The organism is Rhizobium sp. 05N430, from assembly GCF_056396985.1.
In genome coordinates this window covers 12,752-27,418 of record NZ_JBFTMO010000001.1, presented here as the reverse complement: position 1 = coordinate 27,418, position 14,667 = coordinate 12,752, and the positions used below count along the sequence as shown (strand labels likewise).

The 14,667-nt window shown below is 62.3% G+C and carries 18 protein-coding genes; 8 read left to right on the top strand and 10 right to left on the bottom strand.

Going from position 1 to position 14,667, the window contains the following annotated elements; genetic code table 11:
• Positions 1-117 precede the first annotated feature (117 nt).
• From puuD to AC1DJO_RS00135, 3 genes are read left to right on the top strand one after another with little or no spacing between them, the layout of a single operon-like run.
• Positions 118-1,362: a urate hydroxylase PuuD gene (gene puuD / locus AC1DJO_RS00145; protein ID WP_477968313.1), complete on the top strand. Its 1,245-nt coding sequence runs from the start codon at positions 118-120 to the stop codon at positions 1,360-1,362.
• A complete protein-coding gene (guaD, locus tag AC1DJO_RS00140; protein WP_477968311.1) occupies positions 1,359-2,666 on the top strand; it encodes a guanine deaminase in 1,308 nt (435 codons plus the stop codon). Before puuD ends, guaD begins: the two co-directional genes overlap by 4 nt.
• A gap of 27 nt (positions 2,667-2,693) precedes the next feature.
• On the top strand, positions 2,694-3,611 hold the full coding sequence (locus tag AC1DJO_RS00135; protein WP_477968309.1) for an adenylate/guanylate cyclase domain-containing protein: 918 nt from the start codon (positions 2,694-2,696) through the stop codon (positions 3,609-3,611).
• Positions 3,612-3,642: 31 nt separating this feature from the next.
• Here the strand turns inward: AC1DJO_RS00135 and AC1DJO_RS00130 are convergent, their stop codons facing one another.
• The gene (locus AC1DJO_RS00130; RefSeq protein WP_477968307.1) at positions 3,643-4,446 is read right to left on the bottom strand and encodes an SDR family oxidoreductase; all 804 of its coding nucleotides are present in this window, start codon (positions 4,444-4,446) and stop codon (positions 3,643-3,645) included.
• Between the two features lie 86 nt (positions 4,447-4,532).
• On the opposite strand from AC1DJO_RS00130, the gene AC1DJO_RS00125 reads away from it, so the two are divergent.
• From AC1DJO_RS00125 to AC1DJO_RS00105, 5 genes are all read left to right on the top strand, one after another.
• A complete protein-coding gene (locus AC1DJO_RS00125; RefSeq protein WP_477940428.1) occupies positions 4,533-4,907 on the top strand; it encodes a winged helix-turn-helix transcriptional regulator in 375 nt (124 codons plus the stop codon).
• Positions 4,908-4,997: 90 nt separating this feature from the next.
• Positions 4,998-6,140: an alpha-hydroxy acid oxidase gene (locus AC1DJO_RS00120; protein WP_477969189.1), complete on the top strand. Its 1,143-nt coding sequence runs from the start codon at positions 4,998-5,000 to the stop codon at positions 6,138-6,140.
• Between the two features lie 128 nt (positions 6,141-6,268).
• Positions 6,269-7,405, top strand: a complete 1,137-nt coding sequence (locus AC1DJO_RS00115) for a PspA/IM30 family protein (protein ID WP_477968305.1) — start codon at positions 6,269-6,271, stop codon at positions 7,403-7,405.
• A gap of 4 nt (positions 7,406-7,409) precedes the next feature.
• Positions 7,410-8,066 (top strand): OB-fold-containig protein, encoded by a 657-nt coding sequence (locus AC1DJO_RS00110; protein WP_477968303.1) that lies wholly within the window; start codon positions 7,410-7,412, stop codon positions 8,064-8,066.
• The gene (locus AC1DJO_RS00105; protein WP_477968301.1) at positions 8,063-9,766 is read left to right on the top strand and encodes a flotillin family protein; all 1,704 of its coding nucleotides are present in this window, start codon (positions 8,063-8,065) and stop codon (positions 9,764-9,766) included. Before AC1DJO_RS00110 ends, AC1DJO_RS00105 begins: the two co-directional genes overlap by 4 nt.
• Positions 9,767-9,774: 8 nt before the next feature.
• On the opposite strand, the gene AC1DJO_RS00100 is transcribed toward AC1DJO_RS00105, so the two are convergent.
• From AC1DJO_RS00100 to AC1DJO_RS00060, 9 genes are all read right to left on the bottom strand, one after another.
• Positions 9,775-10,512, bottom strand: a complete 738-nt coding sequence (locus AC1DJO_RS00100) for a metallophosphoesterase family protein (RefSeq protein WP_477968299.1) — start codon at positions 10,510-10,512, stop codon at positions 9,775-9,777.
• 3 nt (positions 10,513-10,515) lie between these two features.
• Entirely contained in the window at positions 10,516-10,872 is a 357-nt protein-coding gene (uraH, locus tag AC1DJO_RS00095) for a hydroxyisourate hydrolase (RefSeq protein WP_477968297.1), read from the bottom strand.
• Complete coding sequence (locus AC1DJO_RS00090; RefSeq protein WP_477968295.1) at positions 10,869-11,369, bottom strand: ureidoglycolate lyase; 501 nt, start codon at positions 11,367-11,369, stop codon at positions 10,869-10,871. Before AC1DJO_RS00090 ends, uraH begins: the two co-directional genes overlap by 4 nt.
• Before the next feature lie 2 nt (positions 11,370-11,371).
• Positions 11,372-11,698 carry a HepT-like ribonuclease domain-containing protein gene (locus tag AC1DJO_RS00085; protein WP_477968293.1) on the bottom strand — a complete coding sequence of 109 codons (327 nt, stop codon included), beginning with the start codon at positions 11,696-11,698 and terminating at the stop codon, positions 11,372-11,374.
• Positions 11,699-11,730: 32 nt separating this feature from the next.
• On the bottom strand, positions 11,731-12,021 hold the full coding sequence (locus AC1DJO_RS00080) for a nucleotidyltransferase family protein (protein WP_477968291.1): 291 nt from the start codon (positions 12,019-12,021) through the stop codon (positions 11,731-11,733).
• A 64-nt stretch (positions 12,022-12,085) separates the two neighbouring features.
• Positions 12,086-12,583, bottom strand: coding sequence for a 2-oxo-4-hydroxy-4-carboxy-5-ureidoimidazoline decarboxylase (uraD, locus tag AC1DJO_RS00075; protein WP_477968289.1), 498 nt, complete (start codon positions 12,581-12,583; stop codon positions 12,086-12,088).
• Positions 12,583-13,506, bottom strand: coding sequence for an allantoinase PuuE (gene puuE, locus AC1DJO_RS00070; protein ID WP_477968287.1), 924 nt, complete (start codon positions 13,504-13,506; stop codon positions 12,583-12,585). The genes uraD and puuE overlap by 1 nt, the downstream gene beginning before the upstream one ends.
• 111 nt (positions 13,507-13,617) lie before the next feature.
• The gene (locus AC1DJO_RS00065) at positions 13,618-13,923 is read right to left on the bottom strand and encodes an AzlD family protein (protein ID WP_112537966.1); all 306 of its coding nucleotides are present in this window, start codon (positions 13,921-13,923) and stop codon (positions 13,618-13,620) included.
• A complete protein-coding gene (locus AC1DJO_RS00060; RefSeq protein ID WP_477968285.1) occupies positions 13,920-14,654 on the bottom strand; it encodes an AzlC family ABC transporter permease in 735 nt (244 codons plus the stop codon). The genes AC1DJO_RS00065 and AC1DJO_RS00060 overlap by 4 nt, the downstream gene beginning before the upstream one ends.
• Positions 14,655-14,667 lie beyond the last annotated feature (13 nt).

The following is a 14,667-nucleotide window of genomic DNA, read 5'->3' as shown; positions in this document are numbered from 1 at the left end:
TTCATAGCTGCCCCGCAACTATCGGCGATCCCGACCGGTCTGTGAAGCCAACTTCCCCCTTCCCTCGCGCATCAACATTCTGCAATGTGACGAGTCGGAGGAAGACAGGGGAACAGCATGTATGAATACGCCATAGCGTGGGAATGGTTCGCCTTTGCAGCGCGCTGGTTTCACGTCATCACCGCGATTGCCTGGATCGGCTCGTCCTTCTATTTCATCGCCCTCGACCTCGGCCTGGTGAAGCGGCCGCATCTGCCGGCCGGCGCCTATGGCGAGGAGTGGCAGGTCCATGGCGGCGGCTTCTATCACATCCAGAAATATCTGGTGGCCCCGGCGCAGATGCCGGAGCATCTGACCTGGTTCAAATACGAGAGCTATTTCACCTGGCTCTCGGGCTTCCTGATGCTCTGTATCGTCTATTACGGCGGTGCCGATCTCTTCCTCATCGACCGCCATGTGCTGGATATCAGCCCGATGACGGCGATCCTGATTTCGCTCGCCTCGCTTGCCGGCGGCTGGCTGGTCTATGACCTGCTCTGCAAATCACCGCTCGGCCGCAATACCTGGGGCCTGATGATCGTGCTCTATGCGGTGCTGGTATTCATGGCCTGGGGCTATACCCAGCTCTTCACCGGCCGCGCCGCCTTCCTGCATCTCGGTGCATTCACCGCGACGATCATGTCGGCCAATGTCTTCATGATCATCATCCCCAACCAGAAGATCGTCGTCGCCGACCTGATCGCCGGGCGCACACCCGATCCGAAATACGGACAGATCGCCAAGCAGCGCTCGCTGCACAACAACTACCTGACGCTGCCCGTCATCTTCTTCATGCTGTCGAACCACTATCCGCTGGCCTTCGGCACCGCCTTCAACTGGGTCATCGCCGCCCTCGTCTTCCTGATGGGCGTCACCATCCGCCACTGGTTCAACACCACCCATGCCAGAAAGGGCCGCCCGACCTGGACCTGGATCGCCACCGTGATCCTGTTTATCCTGATCATGTGGCTCTCGACGGTGCCGAAGGTGCTCACCGGCGAGAAGGATGCCGATGCGGCGGCCGTCGCCCCTGCCTTCCAGCAATTCGCCGGCGATCCGCATTTCCCCGCCGTCAAGCAGCTGATCGGCACGCGTTGTTCCATGTGCCACGCGGCCGAGCCCGTCTATGACGGCATCGTCCGGGCGCCGAAGAATGTCATGCTGGAAAACGACGCGGAAATTGCCGCCCACGCCCGGGAAATCTATATACAGGCAGGCCGCAGCCATGCGATGCCGCCCGGCAATGTCACAGAGATAACCGCCGACGAGCGCAAGCTGCTCGTCGCCTGGTTCGAAAGCGCAGTCGAAGGCAAACAGGAATGACAGTGAAACTTCTGCGCGGGCGCCTGCTCTCGTTCAAGCGCGCCCCGCAAAGCCTGAGCGATCAGGAAAGCTACCGCTATGAGACCGATGGCGGCCTTCTGATCGAGGGCGGCAAGATCATCGCTGTGGGCAGCTATGCCGATGTGAAAGCAAAGGCGCCTGACGATGCCGAGGAAATCGACCACCGCCCGCATCTCATCATGCCCGGCTTCATCGACACCCATCTGCATTTCCCGCAGATGCAGGTCATCGCCTCCTACGCCGCCAACCTCCTGGAATGGCTGAATACCTACACCTTCCCGGAGGAATGCCGCTTCGTCGAGAGCGCGCATGCACAGAAGATCGCCACGCATTTCTACGACGAGCTGATCCGCCACGGTACGACGACGGCGGTCGCCTATTGCTCCGTCCACAAGACCTCCGCCGACGCCTATTTCGCCGAGGCCATGAAGCGCGGCATGTGCATGGTCGGCGGCAAGGTGATGATGGACCGCAACGCCCCGCAGGGCCTGCTCGACACGGCTGAAATGGGCTATGACGAGACCCGCGCCGTGATCGCCGAATGGCACGGCAGGGGGCGCAACCATGTCGCCATAACCCCGCGCTTCGCCATCACCTCGACGCCGCAACAAATGGAAGCAGCCGGAGCGCTCGCGCGCGAATTCCCCGATCTGCATATCCAGACGCATCTCTCCGAGAACCACGACGAGATTCGCTACACCTGCGAGCTCTATCCAGAGGCGATCGACTATACGGATATCTACGCCCGCTACGGCCTGCTCGGCCAAAAGACGCTGTTCGGCCACTGCATCCATCTCTCCGATCGCGAAGCCGATGCGATGAGCGAGGCAGGCTCCATCGCCGTCCATTGCCCGACATCGAACCTATTCCTCGGATCCGGCCTCTTCCCGCTGAAGGCCCTATCGCGCCGCGACAAGCCTGTGCGCATTGGCGTTGCCACCGATATCGGCGGCGGCTCCAGCTATTCGATGCTCAGGACGATGGACGAGGCCTACAAGATCCAGCAGCTGCTCGGCGAACGCTTGAACCCGCTGGACAGCTACTACCATATGACATTGGGCAATGCCGAAGTGCTGTCGCTCGCAGACAGCATCGGCACGCTGGAGACAGGCACCGATGCCGATATCGTCGTCCTCAATGCCGCCGCTACACCGGCCATGGCGTTGAAGATGGACGTGGTCAAAACGCTGGTGGAAGAACTCTTCCTGCTGCAGACGATGGGCGACGACCGCTCGATCGTCGAGACATATGTCGCCGGCAACGCAATGAAGGCAGCGCTTTGAGATAGGGACTCAAAATCGGGGGGAAGCATGAGCGAGACGCAACGCAGGTTGACGACCATCTTCTCCGCCGATGTGCAGGACTATACGCGCCTGATGGGCCTTGACGAAGAAGGCACGCTGGCGACGCTGAAGCGCTACCGCGAGTCCATGTCCGGTCTGATTGCCGCCCATGGCGGCCGCGTCGTCAACACCTGGGGCGACGGCCTGATCGCCGAGTTTCCGAGCGTCGTCGAGGCCGTCCGCGCTGCCGTCGATGTGCAGACCGAACTCGCAGGCTTCAACAGCGCCAAACCGGCGAGCGAACAGATGCTCTTCCGCATCGGCATCAATCTCGGCGACATCATCGTCGAGGGCGCCGATATCTACGGCGACGGCGTCAACATCGCCGCCCGCCTGCAGGCCTCGGCACCGGCCGGCGGCATCGTCATCTCCAACACCGTCTATGACCAGGTCCGCAACAAGGTGCCTGTTGGTTTCGATTTCCTCGGCCCGCTTAGCGTCAAGAATGTCTCCGAAGCGATACCGAGCTACGCCATCCGCATCGGCGAGAGTCATCCAGCCCAAGCTGCCGCGCAAGCCGCAGCCTCCGGAGCACCGGCCGCCTCCCCCGCCCGCCCGGATCAGCGGTCAACGGCTTCGCCATCACGCGCCCGCAAGCTGCTCGGCATCTTCGCCATCGCCGCGGCTTTTTTCGCCCTGATCAACGCGCTCACCTGGGAGGGAAATCTCTGGGCCGTCTGGCCGATCCTCGTGCTCGCTTTCGCCGCCGCCATGACGATCGCCCGCCTGCAAAACCGCGTCGACCAGCAGCTCGCCGGTCTCGCCATCATCGGCCTCGGCCTGATCGCCATCAACCTGCTCTCCTGGAGCGGCACATTCTGGGCCATCTGGCCGCTGATGGCTTTCGCCGCCGTCGGCGCCATCCGCTGGGTGATGCGCGGCTGAAAGGGGCGGCCAAGGCCGCCCCGCCAAAGCTTCACACGGTCGGCACCGTTCCGCCATCGATGGTGAACTCGGCGCCATGAATCGACGCCGCCCGATCGGACGCGAGGAAGGCAACGAGCTCGGCAACTTCCTCGGGATAGGCTGGGCGGCCGGCCGGAATACCGCCGAGCGCATCCATGATGCTCTGCTTGGCGGCCTCGGCATCGATGTCATTGGCTTCCGATATCCGCGACACCAGCCGGTCCGACGCCTCGGTCATGATCCAGCCCGGCGCCACCGCCGTGACCCGCACGCCCTTCGGTCCGAGCTCCTTCGACAGCGCCTTGCTGTAATTGCTGAGCGCCGCTTTCGCCGCCGCATAGGCAATCGTCGCCTCGTGCTGCGGTAGCCGCCGCTGGATGGACGATATGTGGATCACCACACCCGTTCGGCGCTCGATCATCTGCGGCACGAGTAGCCGGTCGAGACGGACGGCAGGCATCAGGTTGAGGGCCAGCTCGTTTTGCCAATGCTCCTCCGTCAAGGCCGCAAAACCGCCGCCCGGCGCTGCCGATCCGCCGAGCGTATGAACGAGAATGTCGATCCCGCCGAATTGTTCGAGCGCGGCACGCGCCAGAACCTCCACGCCTTCCGGTGTCGAAAGATCGGCGGGCACGAAGAGCGTCGCAGGCGTACCGGCATCCGGCGCCGAACGGGCACTGGTGATGGTCTCGGCGCCAGCTGCGGCAAACCGGCGAAGGATCGCGGCACCCGCCCCTTTCGTGCCACCTGTCACCAGCACGCGCTTGCCGGAAAACTCCTCGGGAATGATCGGAAATGTCTGAGCTATGGTCATGTCTGTCCTCTTGTGTTGGAGGACGGGGCGCCGCCGTCCAAAACAATCGCGTTGCTTGAAGACGAAGATGGCTTTAGGCTTTCGAGATGACAAGTACGCACGAAAAAGTAGGGTACTTACCTAAAAGTAAGTCCACCGATGACCTGACGCCATCGACCGCTGCCGAGGGCGTCGAAAATGTCCTGCGCATGCTCGAGGGCCGCTGGAAGCTCGTCATCCTCTTCCATCTCTTCGGCGGCAATGTGCTGCGCTTTTCCGATCTGGAACGGGCGATCCCGGCGATCTCGCAAAAGATGCTGATCCAGCAGCTGCGCCAGATGGAAGCCGATGGCATCGTCAGGCGTATCGTCCACCACCAAGTGCCGCCGAAGGTGGAATATTGCCTCACCGACTGGGGCCAATCGCTCTGCCCGGCGCTCGACGCGCTGTTGACATGGGCCGCTGCCAAGCCTGCCGGATAGGACGGAAACCCGGACCTAAGCATATGTTTCTGCTGGCAGCGGAACGTGAATATGCTACCTCTCGAAGGCTTTCCGGAGGATGCCGATATCATGTCAAAGCCGCTGACGATTGCCGATCTGAAGACGCTGGCCCGCCGCCGTGTGCCGAAGATGTTTTTCGACTATGCCGACTCCGGCGCCTGGACGGAGAGCACCTACCGCGCCAACGAGAGCGACTTCGCCAAGATCAAGCTGCGCCAGCGCGTGCTGGTTGACATGACCAATAGGTCGCTCGAAACCGAGATGATCGGCCAGAAGGTCTCGATGCCCGTCGCGCTGGCGCCAACGGGCATGACCGGCATGCAGCATGCCGACGGCGAGATGCTGGCAGCTCGCGCAGCGGAAGAATTCGGCGTGCCCTTCACGCTGTCGACGATGAGCATCTGCTCGATCGAGGATGTCGCCTCGGTGACGACGAAGCCCTTCTGGTTTCAGCTCTACGTCATGCGCGACAAGGACTTCGTGCTCGACCTGATCAACCGTGCGAAGGCGGCAAAGTGCTCGGCCCTTGTGCTGACCGCCGACCTGCAGATCCTCGGCCAACGCCACAAGGACGTGCGCAACGGCCTCTCCGCCCCGCCGAAATTCACGCCGAAACACATCTGGCAGATGGCAACGCGGCCGCTCTGGTGCCTGGACATGCTGCAGACCAAGCGCCGCACCTTCGGCAACATCATCGGCCACGCCAAGAACGTCACCGATCTCTCCTCGATCTCGATCTGGACGCATAAGCAGTTCGATCCTAGGCTCTCCTGGGCCGATGTCGCCTGGATCAAGGAAAAATGGGGCGGCCCGCTGATCATCAAGGGCATCAACGACGTGGAAGACGCGAAGCTCGCCGCCGAAACCGGTGCCGACGCCATCATCGTCTCCAACCACGGCGGCCGCCAGCTCGACGGCGCCCCCTCCTCGATCAGCATGCTGCCCTCGATCGTCGATGCAGTCGGCCATAAGATAGAGATCCACCTCGACGGCGGCATCCGCTCCGGCCAGGACGTGCTGAAAGCAGTCGCCCTCGGCGCCAAAGGCACCTATATCGGCCGCCCCTTCCTCTACGGCCTCGGCGCCATGGGCAAGGACGGCGTGACGCTGGCGCTCGAGATCCTGCGCAAGGAAATGGATTTCACCATGGCGCTCTGCGGCAAGAGGGACATCAAGGATGTGGATGCGTCGGTGATTACCGGTCCGCAATAAAGCCGGTCCCCCGCATCACCGTTCCAATCCGGATCACAAATCTTCGCGCAATCATGCGTTGTTAATTCTCAAAGATTCTTTTTTAGCACCAGCTTGAAAGCACCAAAGCGGTGCTTTATGTTAAACGCATGGTATCCGCGACAAGAACATCACCGCAATCCATGCTGCGCTACAGGTTGGCGCCAGGGCATGAAGCGCGCGCCGCGATCGACGAAACGGTAGCTGCCTACGAGCACATGGCCGGGATACTGGCCGATCTTCTGTCGGGAAAGGCCGGCGCCAATCTCGTGGTGCTGCATGATCTCGCCTATGAAACGGTGAGAGAACAGACCGGCCTGCCAGCACGTCTGGTGACGCTCGGGCTGCGGGATTTCGCATCTGGACGCCTGGAACAGTGCGTCACGCGGCTACCTCTGGATGAAAAACTCTTCGCGATCAAAGGCCCCGCAGATCTGACGCTTGCGACCGTCAGAGGCCGTGTTGCCGTCCCTTTCGATGTCGCCGGCTATTCGCCGGGATGGGACAATATCTTTCCCGCCTATCTGGCCGTCACGGGCGGCCGGTATGAAATTCACATCGGCGTCACGCCGAATTCCCCACGGATGGAGGAAAACATGAATGAGGGTGTTCTTTCACGCATGGGCCGTCTGATTGCCGGCATTGCCAATGCCGCCATCGACAAGGCCGAAGGCGCCAACAAATTGGCGATCATCGAGCAGGCGATCCGCGAGATCGACGCCGCCGCCGACGAGGCGCGGACCGATCTCGGCAAGGCACGCGCCGAGGAATATCGGATCACCAGCCGCCGCACCGAGATTACCGATGACATGACCGCGCTGGATGGAAAGATCCGTCTTGCGGTATCGTCAGGACGCGAGGATCTGGCAAAGGCCGGGGTTGCGCGACAGATTGACCTCGAGGCCCAGATCGCCGCGCTAGACAAGGCGCTGACCGATGCCCGGGAGCATGTCGACGAGGGCCAGAAGGCTCTGCAGGCCGTTCTTGCTACGCGAAGAGAAGCGGAGGCACGCCTTTCCGACTACAAGCGCAGCCTCGCGCAGCACGCACCTGCCGAGGTCTCGCCCGGCATCACCCGCGCCCAGCCCGGCGCCACCGCCGCAAAGGCAGCCGCCGCCGTATCGCGCATGACCGGCGTGCCCTCGGGCGAAGTCGCAAGCAGCGCCGAACTCGATGAGCTGGACCGCCTCCACCGCGAGCAGGCGATCGAGGCCAGGTTGGCGCGCTTCAAGGCCGGCGGCCAATAAGCCCATGAGCCTGCTCTTCGCCCCCGAGTGCACGCCCTTCGCCATCGCCGCCGTCATGCTCGCGGGCCTGACGGCCATCGAAATTCTGGCGATGTTGCTGGGCTTTTCGATCAGCGAGATGATCGGCAAGCCGCATGCGCCGCATACCGATGGACATGAGGGCGTCACAGGACTGCTGTCATGGCTGAATGTCGGCGGTGTCCCGATCCTTATCCTGATCCTGTTGATACTCGGCTTCTTCTCGATGACAGGCTTCGTCATCCAGGCGATCGCCAGCGCTTTCTGGGCGCCTCTGCCGGCGCTTGCCGCTTCGATCCCGGCCGTCCTGCTCGCAGCCCCGATGGTGCGCGCCTCGAGCCGCACGGTGGCGCGGATCGTGCCACGCGACGAGACCTATGCCGTCGATCTGTCGGAATTCGTCGGCCGCACCGCAGAGGTCGCCATCGGCCCGCTGGACCAAGGCCTGCCGGGGCGTGTCCGGTTGAAGGACGCACACGGCAACTGGCATTCGCTGCGCGCAAAAGCCGCCAAGGATCAGCCGCCGCTTGCCGTCGGTGCCAAGGTTCTGCTGGTCGATCGCGCAGCCGACATCTTCATCGCCGTTTTCGCGCCGGACGAGCTTCTCGATACGGCCAGATCATCTTTGGGAGAGAATTCATGATCTATGACGTCATACTGCCCGCCGCAATAGGCATCGTCCTTGTTCTCGGCATTGGCTTCGTGCTCGCCTCGCTCTACACCCGCTCCAGCCGCGACGAAGCCTATGTGCGAACCGGCCTCGGCGGCCAGAAAGTCGTCCTCGATGGCGGCTCCGTCGTGCTGCCGATTTTCCACTCGATCGCCCGCGTCAACCTCAAGACCCTGCGCCTGGAAGTGCGCCGCGGCGAAGGCGACGCGCTGATCACCAAGGACCGCATGCGTGTCGATATCGGCGCCGAGTTCTATGTTCGCGTCAAACCCGATGGGTCCTCGATCGCACTCGCCGCGCAGACGCTCGGCAACCGCACCAATGATGCCGAACAGCTGCGCGTGCTGATCGAAGCGAAATTCGTTGATGGCCTTCGCTCGGTCGCGGCCACGATGAACCTCGACGCGCTTCAGGAACAGCGCATGGATTTCGTCAAGGCCGTCCAGGAAGCCGTCGGCGCCGACCTGCAATCGAACGGCCTCGAACTTGAGTCGGTATCGCTGACGCGCCTCGACCAGACCGACATCAAGCATTTCAACGCCAATAACTTCTTCGACGCGCAGGGTCTTGCCGCGCTGACGCGCATCACCGAAAGCCGCAAGAAGGAGCGCAACGAGATCGTTCGCGATACCGAAGTGGCAATCGCACAAAAGGATCTGGAAGCGCGCCAGCAGTCGCTCGCCATCGAGCGGACCAAGCGCGAAGCCGAACTCAGCCAGGAACGCGACATCGCCAACAAGTCGGCGGCAACGCGCGCCGAAACCGCGCAGCAGGAGCAGGCCGCAAAACGGGCAGAAGAAGAGGCGCGTATCGCCTCGCAGCAAGCGATCGCCGAACGCGAAGCGTCGGCCAAGCAGGCTCGCGAGAGCGCCAATATCGACGCGACCCGCGCCGTGCAGCAGCGCGAGACCGAAGCCAAACGCGACCTGCAGATCGTCGCCCAGGAAAGCGCCATCGCGGTTGCCAACAAGAGCCGCGAAGAGTCCGAAGCCAAGGCTGCAGCAGAGGCGGCCCGTGCGCTTGCTATCGCCGCAGAGGAAAAGGTCGGCACGGCCAAGGCCGTTGAAATCGCCGAACGCGAAAAGCAGATCGCCGTCATCGACGCCCGCAAGAAGGCCGAGACGGAAGCAACAGCGGTGACCGTTGGCGCCGAAGCCGAGAAACAGGCAGCGATCGACCAGGCCGAAGCGATCAAGACACTGGCCACCGCAGAGGCCGACGCCGCCATCATAAAGGCCAAGGGCATTCTGGAAACAGGCAAGGCCGAAGCCGAAAGCGAGGCACTGCTGAACGACGCGCGCAACAAGCTGAGCGCCGCCATCATCGAGTTCGAAATCACCCGCGAGCGCATCCGCATCATCCCCTCGGCGCTTGCCGAAGCCGTCAAGCCGATCGAGAAGATTTCGGACATCCGGATCTTCGACACCGGCGGCATGCTGGGCCGCGGCGGAAACACCGGTGCCGGCGGTTCAGGCATCGGCATGGGCGAAGGCCTTGCAGGGCAGCTGCTCGCCTACCAGGCCAACAAGCCGATCCTCGACAAGCTGATGAAGGAAGCCGGGTTCGAGGGCGATAACGCTATTTCCTCGCTGCTCGGCAATCTCGAAGGTTCGAAGCCGAATGCCGAGCCCGCAGCAGCCCGCCCCCGCCCAGCGAGCGAAAGCGACAGCTGAGACGGCGGCTACAACCGCCCCGTCGCCAATCCGGCCGCCCATTCCGGGCGGCCTTTTGCTTTGGCGAGCGCCGACATCGCCATGTTGTCGTAGGCAACCGAGCGAAAGATCGGGATCCAGCCAAGCGCGGTCTTCTCCAGAATGGCGTAGCTTGCCAGCGGATGACCGCTTTCCACCTTGTGGGCATAGGGAAGATCGTCGTCATAGGCCGGGCAGCCGACGCTGCCGGGATTGACGAGCAACCGGCCGCCGGAGAGTGCGATCGCTCGCGGCAGGTGCGTGTGGCCGCAGAGGATCAGCGGCAGGTCGATGCCCTCGGCCAGCGCCTCGATCTCCGCTTGTGCCTTCAAGAGGACATAGCCCTCAGGCGAGACCGTTTCCGTCCAGTAGAGATTATCGTCATCAGGGGTTGCGTGGCAGAGATAGACCTCGTCGCGATAGATAAGCTCGGGCGGAAGCGTCCGCAGCCAGTCGAGATGGCGTGGGCTGAGATCGTGATAGGCGGCTTCATCGGAGGTGAACATCTGCTCCGGCGCGAACTCGATGAGATATCGGTCGTGATTACCACGCACCGTCGGCAGATTGAGCGGCAAGAGCCGGTCGCCGGTCTTTCCGGCTTCGAGCGGGCCGCTGAAGCAGTCGCCGAGATTGACGATGTCGCTGATGCCAAGTGCCGCAATATCGGCGAGCACCGCCTCCAACGCCAGCGCATTGCCATGGATATCGGCGATCGCCGCAAACCGCATGGCTCAGCTGCCGCGATAGGTGGAATAGCCGTAGGGCGAGATCAGCAGCGGCACGTGGTAATGCGCTGTCGTATCGGCGATCCCGAAGCGGATCGGCACGAGATCGAGAAAGGCCGGATGCGGCAGCGCTGTTCCTGAACCTCTCAGATAGTCGCCGGCGTGAAACAGCAGCTCGTAAGTTCCCACGACGAAGCTCTCGCCACTCAGGATAGGCCCGCCATCGACGCGTCCGTCAGCGTTGGTCTCGACCGTCTTGAGAAGCTTGCGCAGATCGCCTTCGACCGAAAACAGATCGATGCGCAAACCCTCGGCCGGCTTGCCGAGGGCGGTATCGAGGACGTGGGTGGTCAGTCCGGTCATAGGGCTGGCTCTCTGATGATGAAGGGCTTGGCGAAGAAGAATTCTTCCAGATTGTTTTCGGTCCCGTCGCGATCGACGACGATGAAGCTGCTCGGCTCGCCGAGCGACATCAGCGGGTGATGCCAGACATTGCGTCTGTAGTTCACGCCCTGATCACCGCGCGCAGAAAACACCTGTGGCCGTCCCGGCCGGCCATTTTCATCCTCCGAGACGACGACGAGAAACGGCAAGTTCGAGATCGGCGAAAAACTCTGGCTGCCGAAAGGATGGCGCTCCATCATCCCGACCTCATAGGGAAAGGCGCGCGGCTGGCCACGGAAAAGATTGATGATGACGCGCGCGCCCTCACCTGCTGCTTCGGCAGACGCAAGCGCATGAAACCGTTCGGTCGTGCCGCCGTTGATATAACGCATCGTCGACGGATCGGCCTCGATGACATCGCCGAAGGGCGCGAAGGCGGCTTTGGTGAGGGGCTGGATGTCGAGGTAGTCTGGCATTGTCATTCGCCTTGTGCCCGCCAATGGCGGATGTTTTCAAGTTGGGTAACAAGCTCGGGCAACGCAGTTCTTGCAGTCTGCCAGATCACCGGCAGTTCCGCCCTGTAGTAATCATGGACGATCAGGTTGCGCATGCCCTTGATCCGTGTCCACGGAATCTCCGGATGGTTTTGCGAAAATCCGGGTTCGATCGCCGATATCCGTGCTGCTGCCTCGCCGACCAAGACTAGCGACATTGTCACGGCAAGCTGAGTGCGGACATCGGCGAGGAACTGCGCCTCGCTCATCCCTTCGGTCAGATCGAACGCCGTCTGCGCTGCCGCCTGCATTCGGTCCATATGGTCGACAAGCCGCTCATTGTTCATATGTCGGATGCTTCCGAGAGAACGCGAGCCTTGATCTTGTCGGGCAGCCCGCCTGGTGTGACGAGGTCCACCTTGACGCCAAGGATATCCTGCAATTCCTCCAGCAACCCGCCGAGATCGAACAGCGTCGTCCCCGGCAGCGCATCGACGAGAATATCGAGATCGCTATCGGCCCGGTCCTCGCCGCGGGCCACCGAGCCGAAGACACGCGGGTTCGCCGCGTTGAAACGCTTCGTTGCGTCCCGGATCGCCTGCCTGTTCTTCTCCAGCACTTCCGATGGCCTCATTGCACCGTCTCCTGCAACTGTGACTATAGGCGAGCGCGAACGGCGAGGAAAGAATTCCGCGTCATTAGCGCTCCGGAAGCATGGAGTTCAGACGCAGAAGCGCGATCTTCTCAACCTGACTGGCGGCCGTCGAAAACTCGTCCTCGCGGCTGTTACCGATCCGCTTCTCGAAGGCTGAGAGGATATCGTCCTTGTTCAGACCCTTGACCGCAATGATGAAAGGGAAGCCGAATTTTTCGGTGTAGTCGTTGTTGAGCTCGGTGAAACGCTTGTGTTCCGCCGCGCTCAGCCGGTCGAGCCCAGCGCCCGCCTGTTCCTTCTTGCTGTCCTCTGTCAATTCACCCGCGATTGCCAGACGTCCGGCGAGATCGGGATGGGCGCGCAGCACGCCGAGGCGCTCCTCCTCGCTCGCCGCCCGGAAGATCGCCACCATCGGCGTGTGAACACGGTCGGCCGTCAGTTCGCCGTGGATGAAGCCGTCGTCATAGGCGCGCTCGGCGATGAACGGCGAATGCTCGAAGACGCCGCCGAAGCGGGTGACGAATTCCTCTCGCGCGATCATCAGATTGTCTCCGGCTTGTGATGCTCGTGCCAGTGCCTGGCGATCTCGATGCGCTGCGGCACCCAGACCTTCTCGTGGGACAACACATATTCCATGAAGCGCTTCAGCGCCGCGGCACGGCCCGGACGGCCGACGAGGCGGCAATGCAGCCCGACGGACATCATCTTCGGGCTACCCTCCTTGCCTTCCGCATAGAGCGTGTCGAAAGCGTCTTTCAGATAGGTGAAGAACTGGTCGCCGGAATTGAAACCCTGCGGGGTGGCAAAGCGCATGTCGTTGGTCTCGAGCGTATAGGGAATGATCAGGAACGGCTTGCCATCCGCGCCATTCACCCAGAACGGCAGATCATCGGCATAAGAGTCCGACGAATACAGGAAGCCGCCCTCTTCCTGGACGAGCCGCAGCGTGTTGTCCGAAGGCTTGCCCTGGTACATGCCGTAGGGCCGCTCGCCGGTCAGTTCGGTATGCAGGCGCACGGCTTCCAGGATGTGCTTGCGCTCCAGATCCTCCTGAAAATCCTTGTATTCCAGCCAGCGATAGCCGTGGCTGGCAATCTCCCATCCCGCTTCCTTCATCGCATCGACGGCTTCCGGATTGCGGGCCATGGCCAGCGTCACGCCATAGACGGTTGCCTGCACCTTGAGTTCTGTGAACAGCCGCCACAGCCGCCAGAAACCGGCGCGCGAGCCGTACTCATAGATCGATTCCATATTGAGGTTGCGCTGTCCCGGCCAGGCAGCACCGCCGACAATTTCCGACAGCAGGTTCTCCGAGGCCGGATCGCCATCGAGAATACAGCTCTCGCCGCCTTCCTCGTAGTTGATGACGAATTGAACGGCGACATGCGCGCCGCCCGGCCATTTCGGATCGGGCGTTTTGCGGCCGTAGCCGATCAGATTGCGCGGATAGGTATCGGATGCCATAAAATCACCTTCTCGAGGACAGGCGAAACGGTAGCACCCGGGGAGCGAAAGTCGAGCCGGAAATGCGAAAGAGACTTTCACGGAAATCGAGAAAGTCTCTCACGAAATCACTCAGCTAAGCCCGATCGCCCTGAGGACCGCGACGCAGACGACGCCCGATGCGACGGCCGCCAGCATTGGCAAGCGAAGCGCTGCTAGCGCGGTGACGGCGCAGGCGATGGTCTCGGCAATCCCGGTCGCAAAGGCTGTCGGCGCGACGACGGCCATCAGCACCGCCGGTGGAATGGATTCGATCGCCTTGCGCCTGCTGCCGTCGAGCGACACATGGCGAATGAGGAAGAGACCGCTGACGCGCGTCAGAATGGTTGCCGCCGCCATCGCCAGGATGGCAAGCAATGTCGAGAAATCGAGCGTCATGGCGTCACCTCCACGCGGCGCTTGCCGCTGACCATCGCAGCGGCAAGCCCGGCCAATGCGCCGGCGGCGATGTACCATACACCGGGGATGAAATGCTGCGTCAGGACGGCCGCCGCACCGCTGGCGAACAGGACCGCACCGGTCTCCGGTCCCTTCCAGAAACCCATGACCAGCACGATGAAGACCGCAGGAAAAGCGAAATCGAGGCCCAGAGTGACGGGATTACCGAGGAAGGCGCCGAGTGTTGCCCCCGCGAGACTGGACAGCAGCCATGTCAGATAAAATGGCGTGGCAAGCCCAGCAAACCAGGCCGGCGTCAGCCGCGCGATACCGGCCCGGAATTCGGCCATCGCCCAGATCTCGTCGGCGAGGAACAGCACCGAGAAATAACGGGCACGCGGCGGAAAGGCCTGCATCTTCGAGCCGATCGAAGCGCCCATCAGCACGTGGCGGATGTTGACGAGCAGCGCCGCGAAGCCCAGCCCCGCCCAGGAAGCCGGATGCGTCCAGATATCCATCGCCACGAATTGCGACCCGCCGGCAAAAACCAGCGCGCTCATCAGGCCGGTCTCAAGCGGCGACAGCCCCTTGGTGGCAGCGACTGCGCCGAAGACCAGGCCGATCGGGATGACGGCGGCGATCAGCGGTGCGATCGCCCGCATACCGCCGGAAAATTCCGCCCAGAATTCATTCTTTTTCACATTCAAAACTCCGCTTGCTGCGGAGGTCATAAAGCGGCGCAAA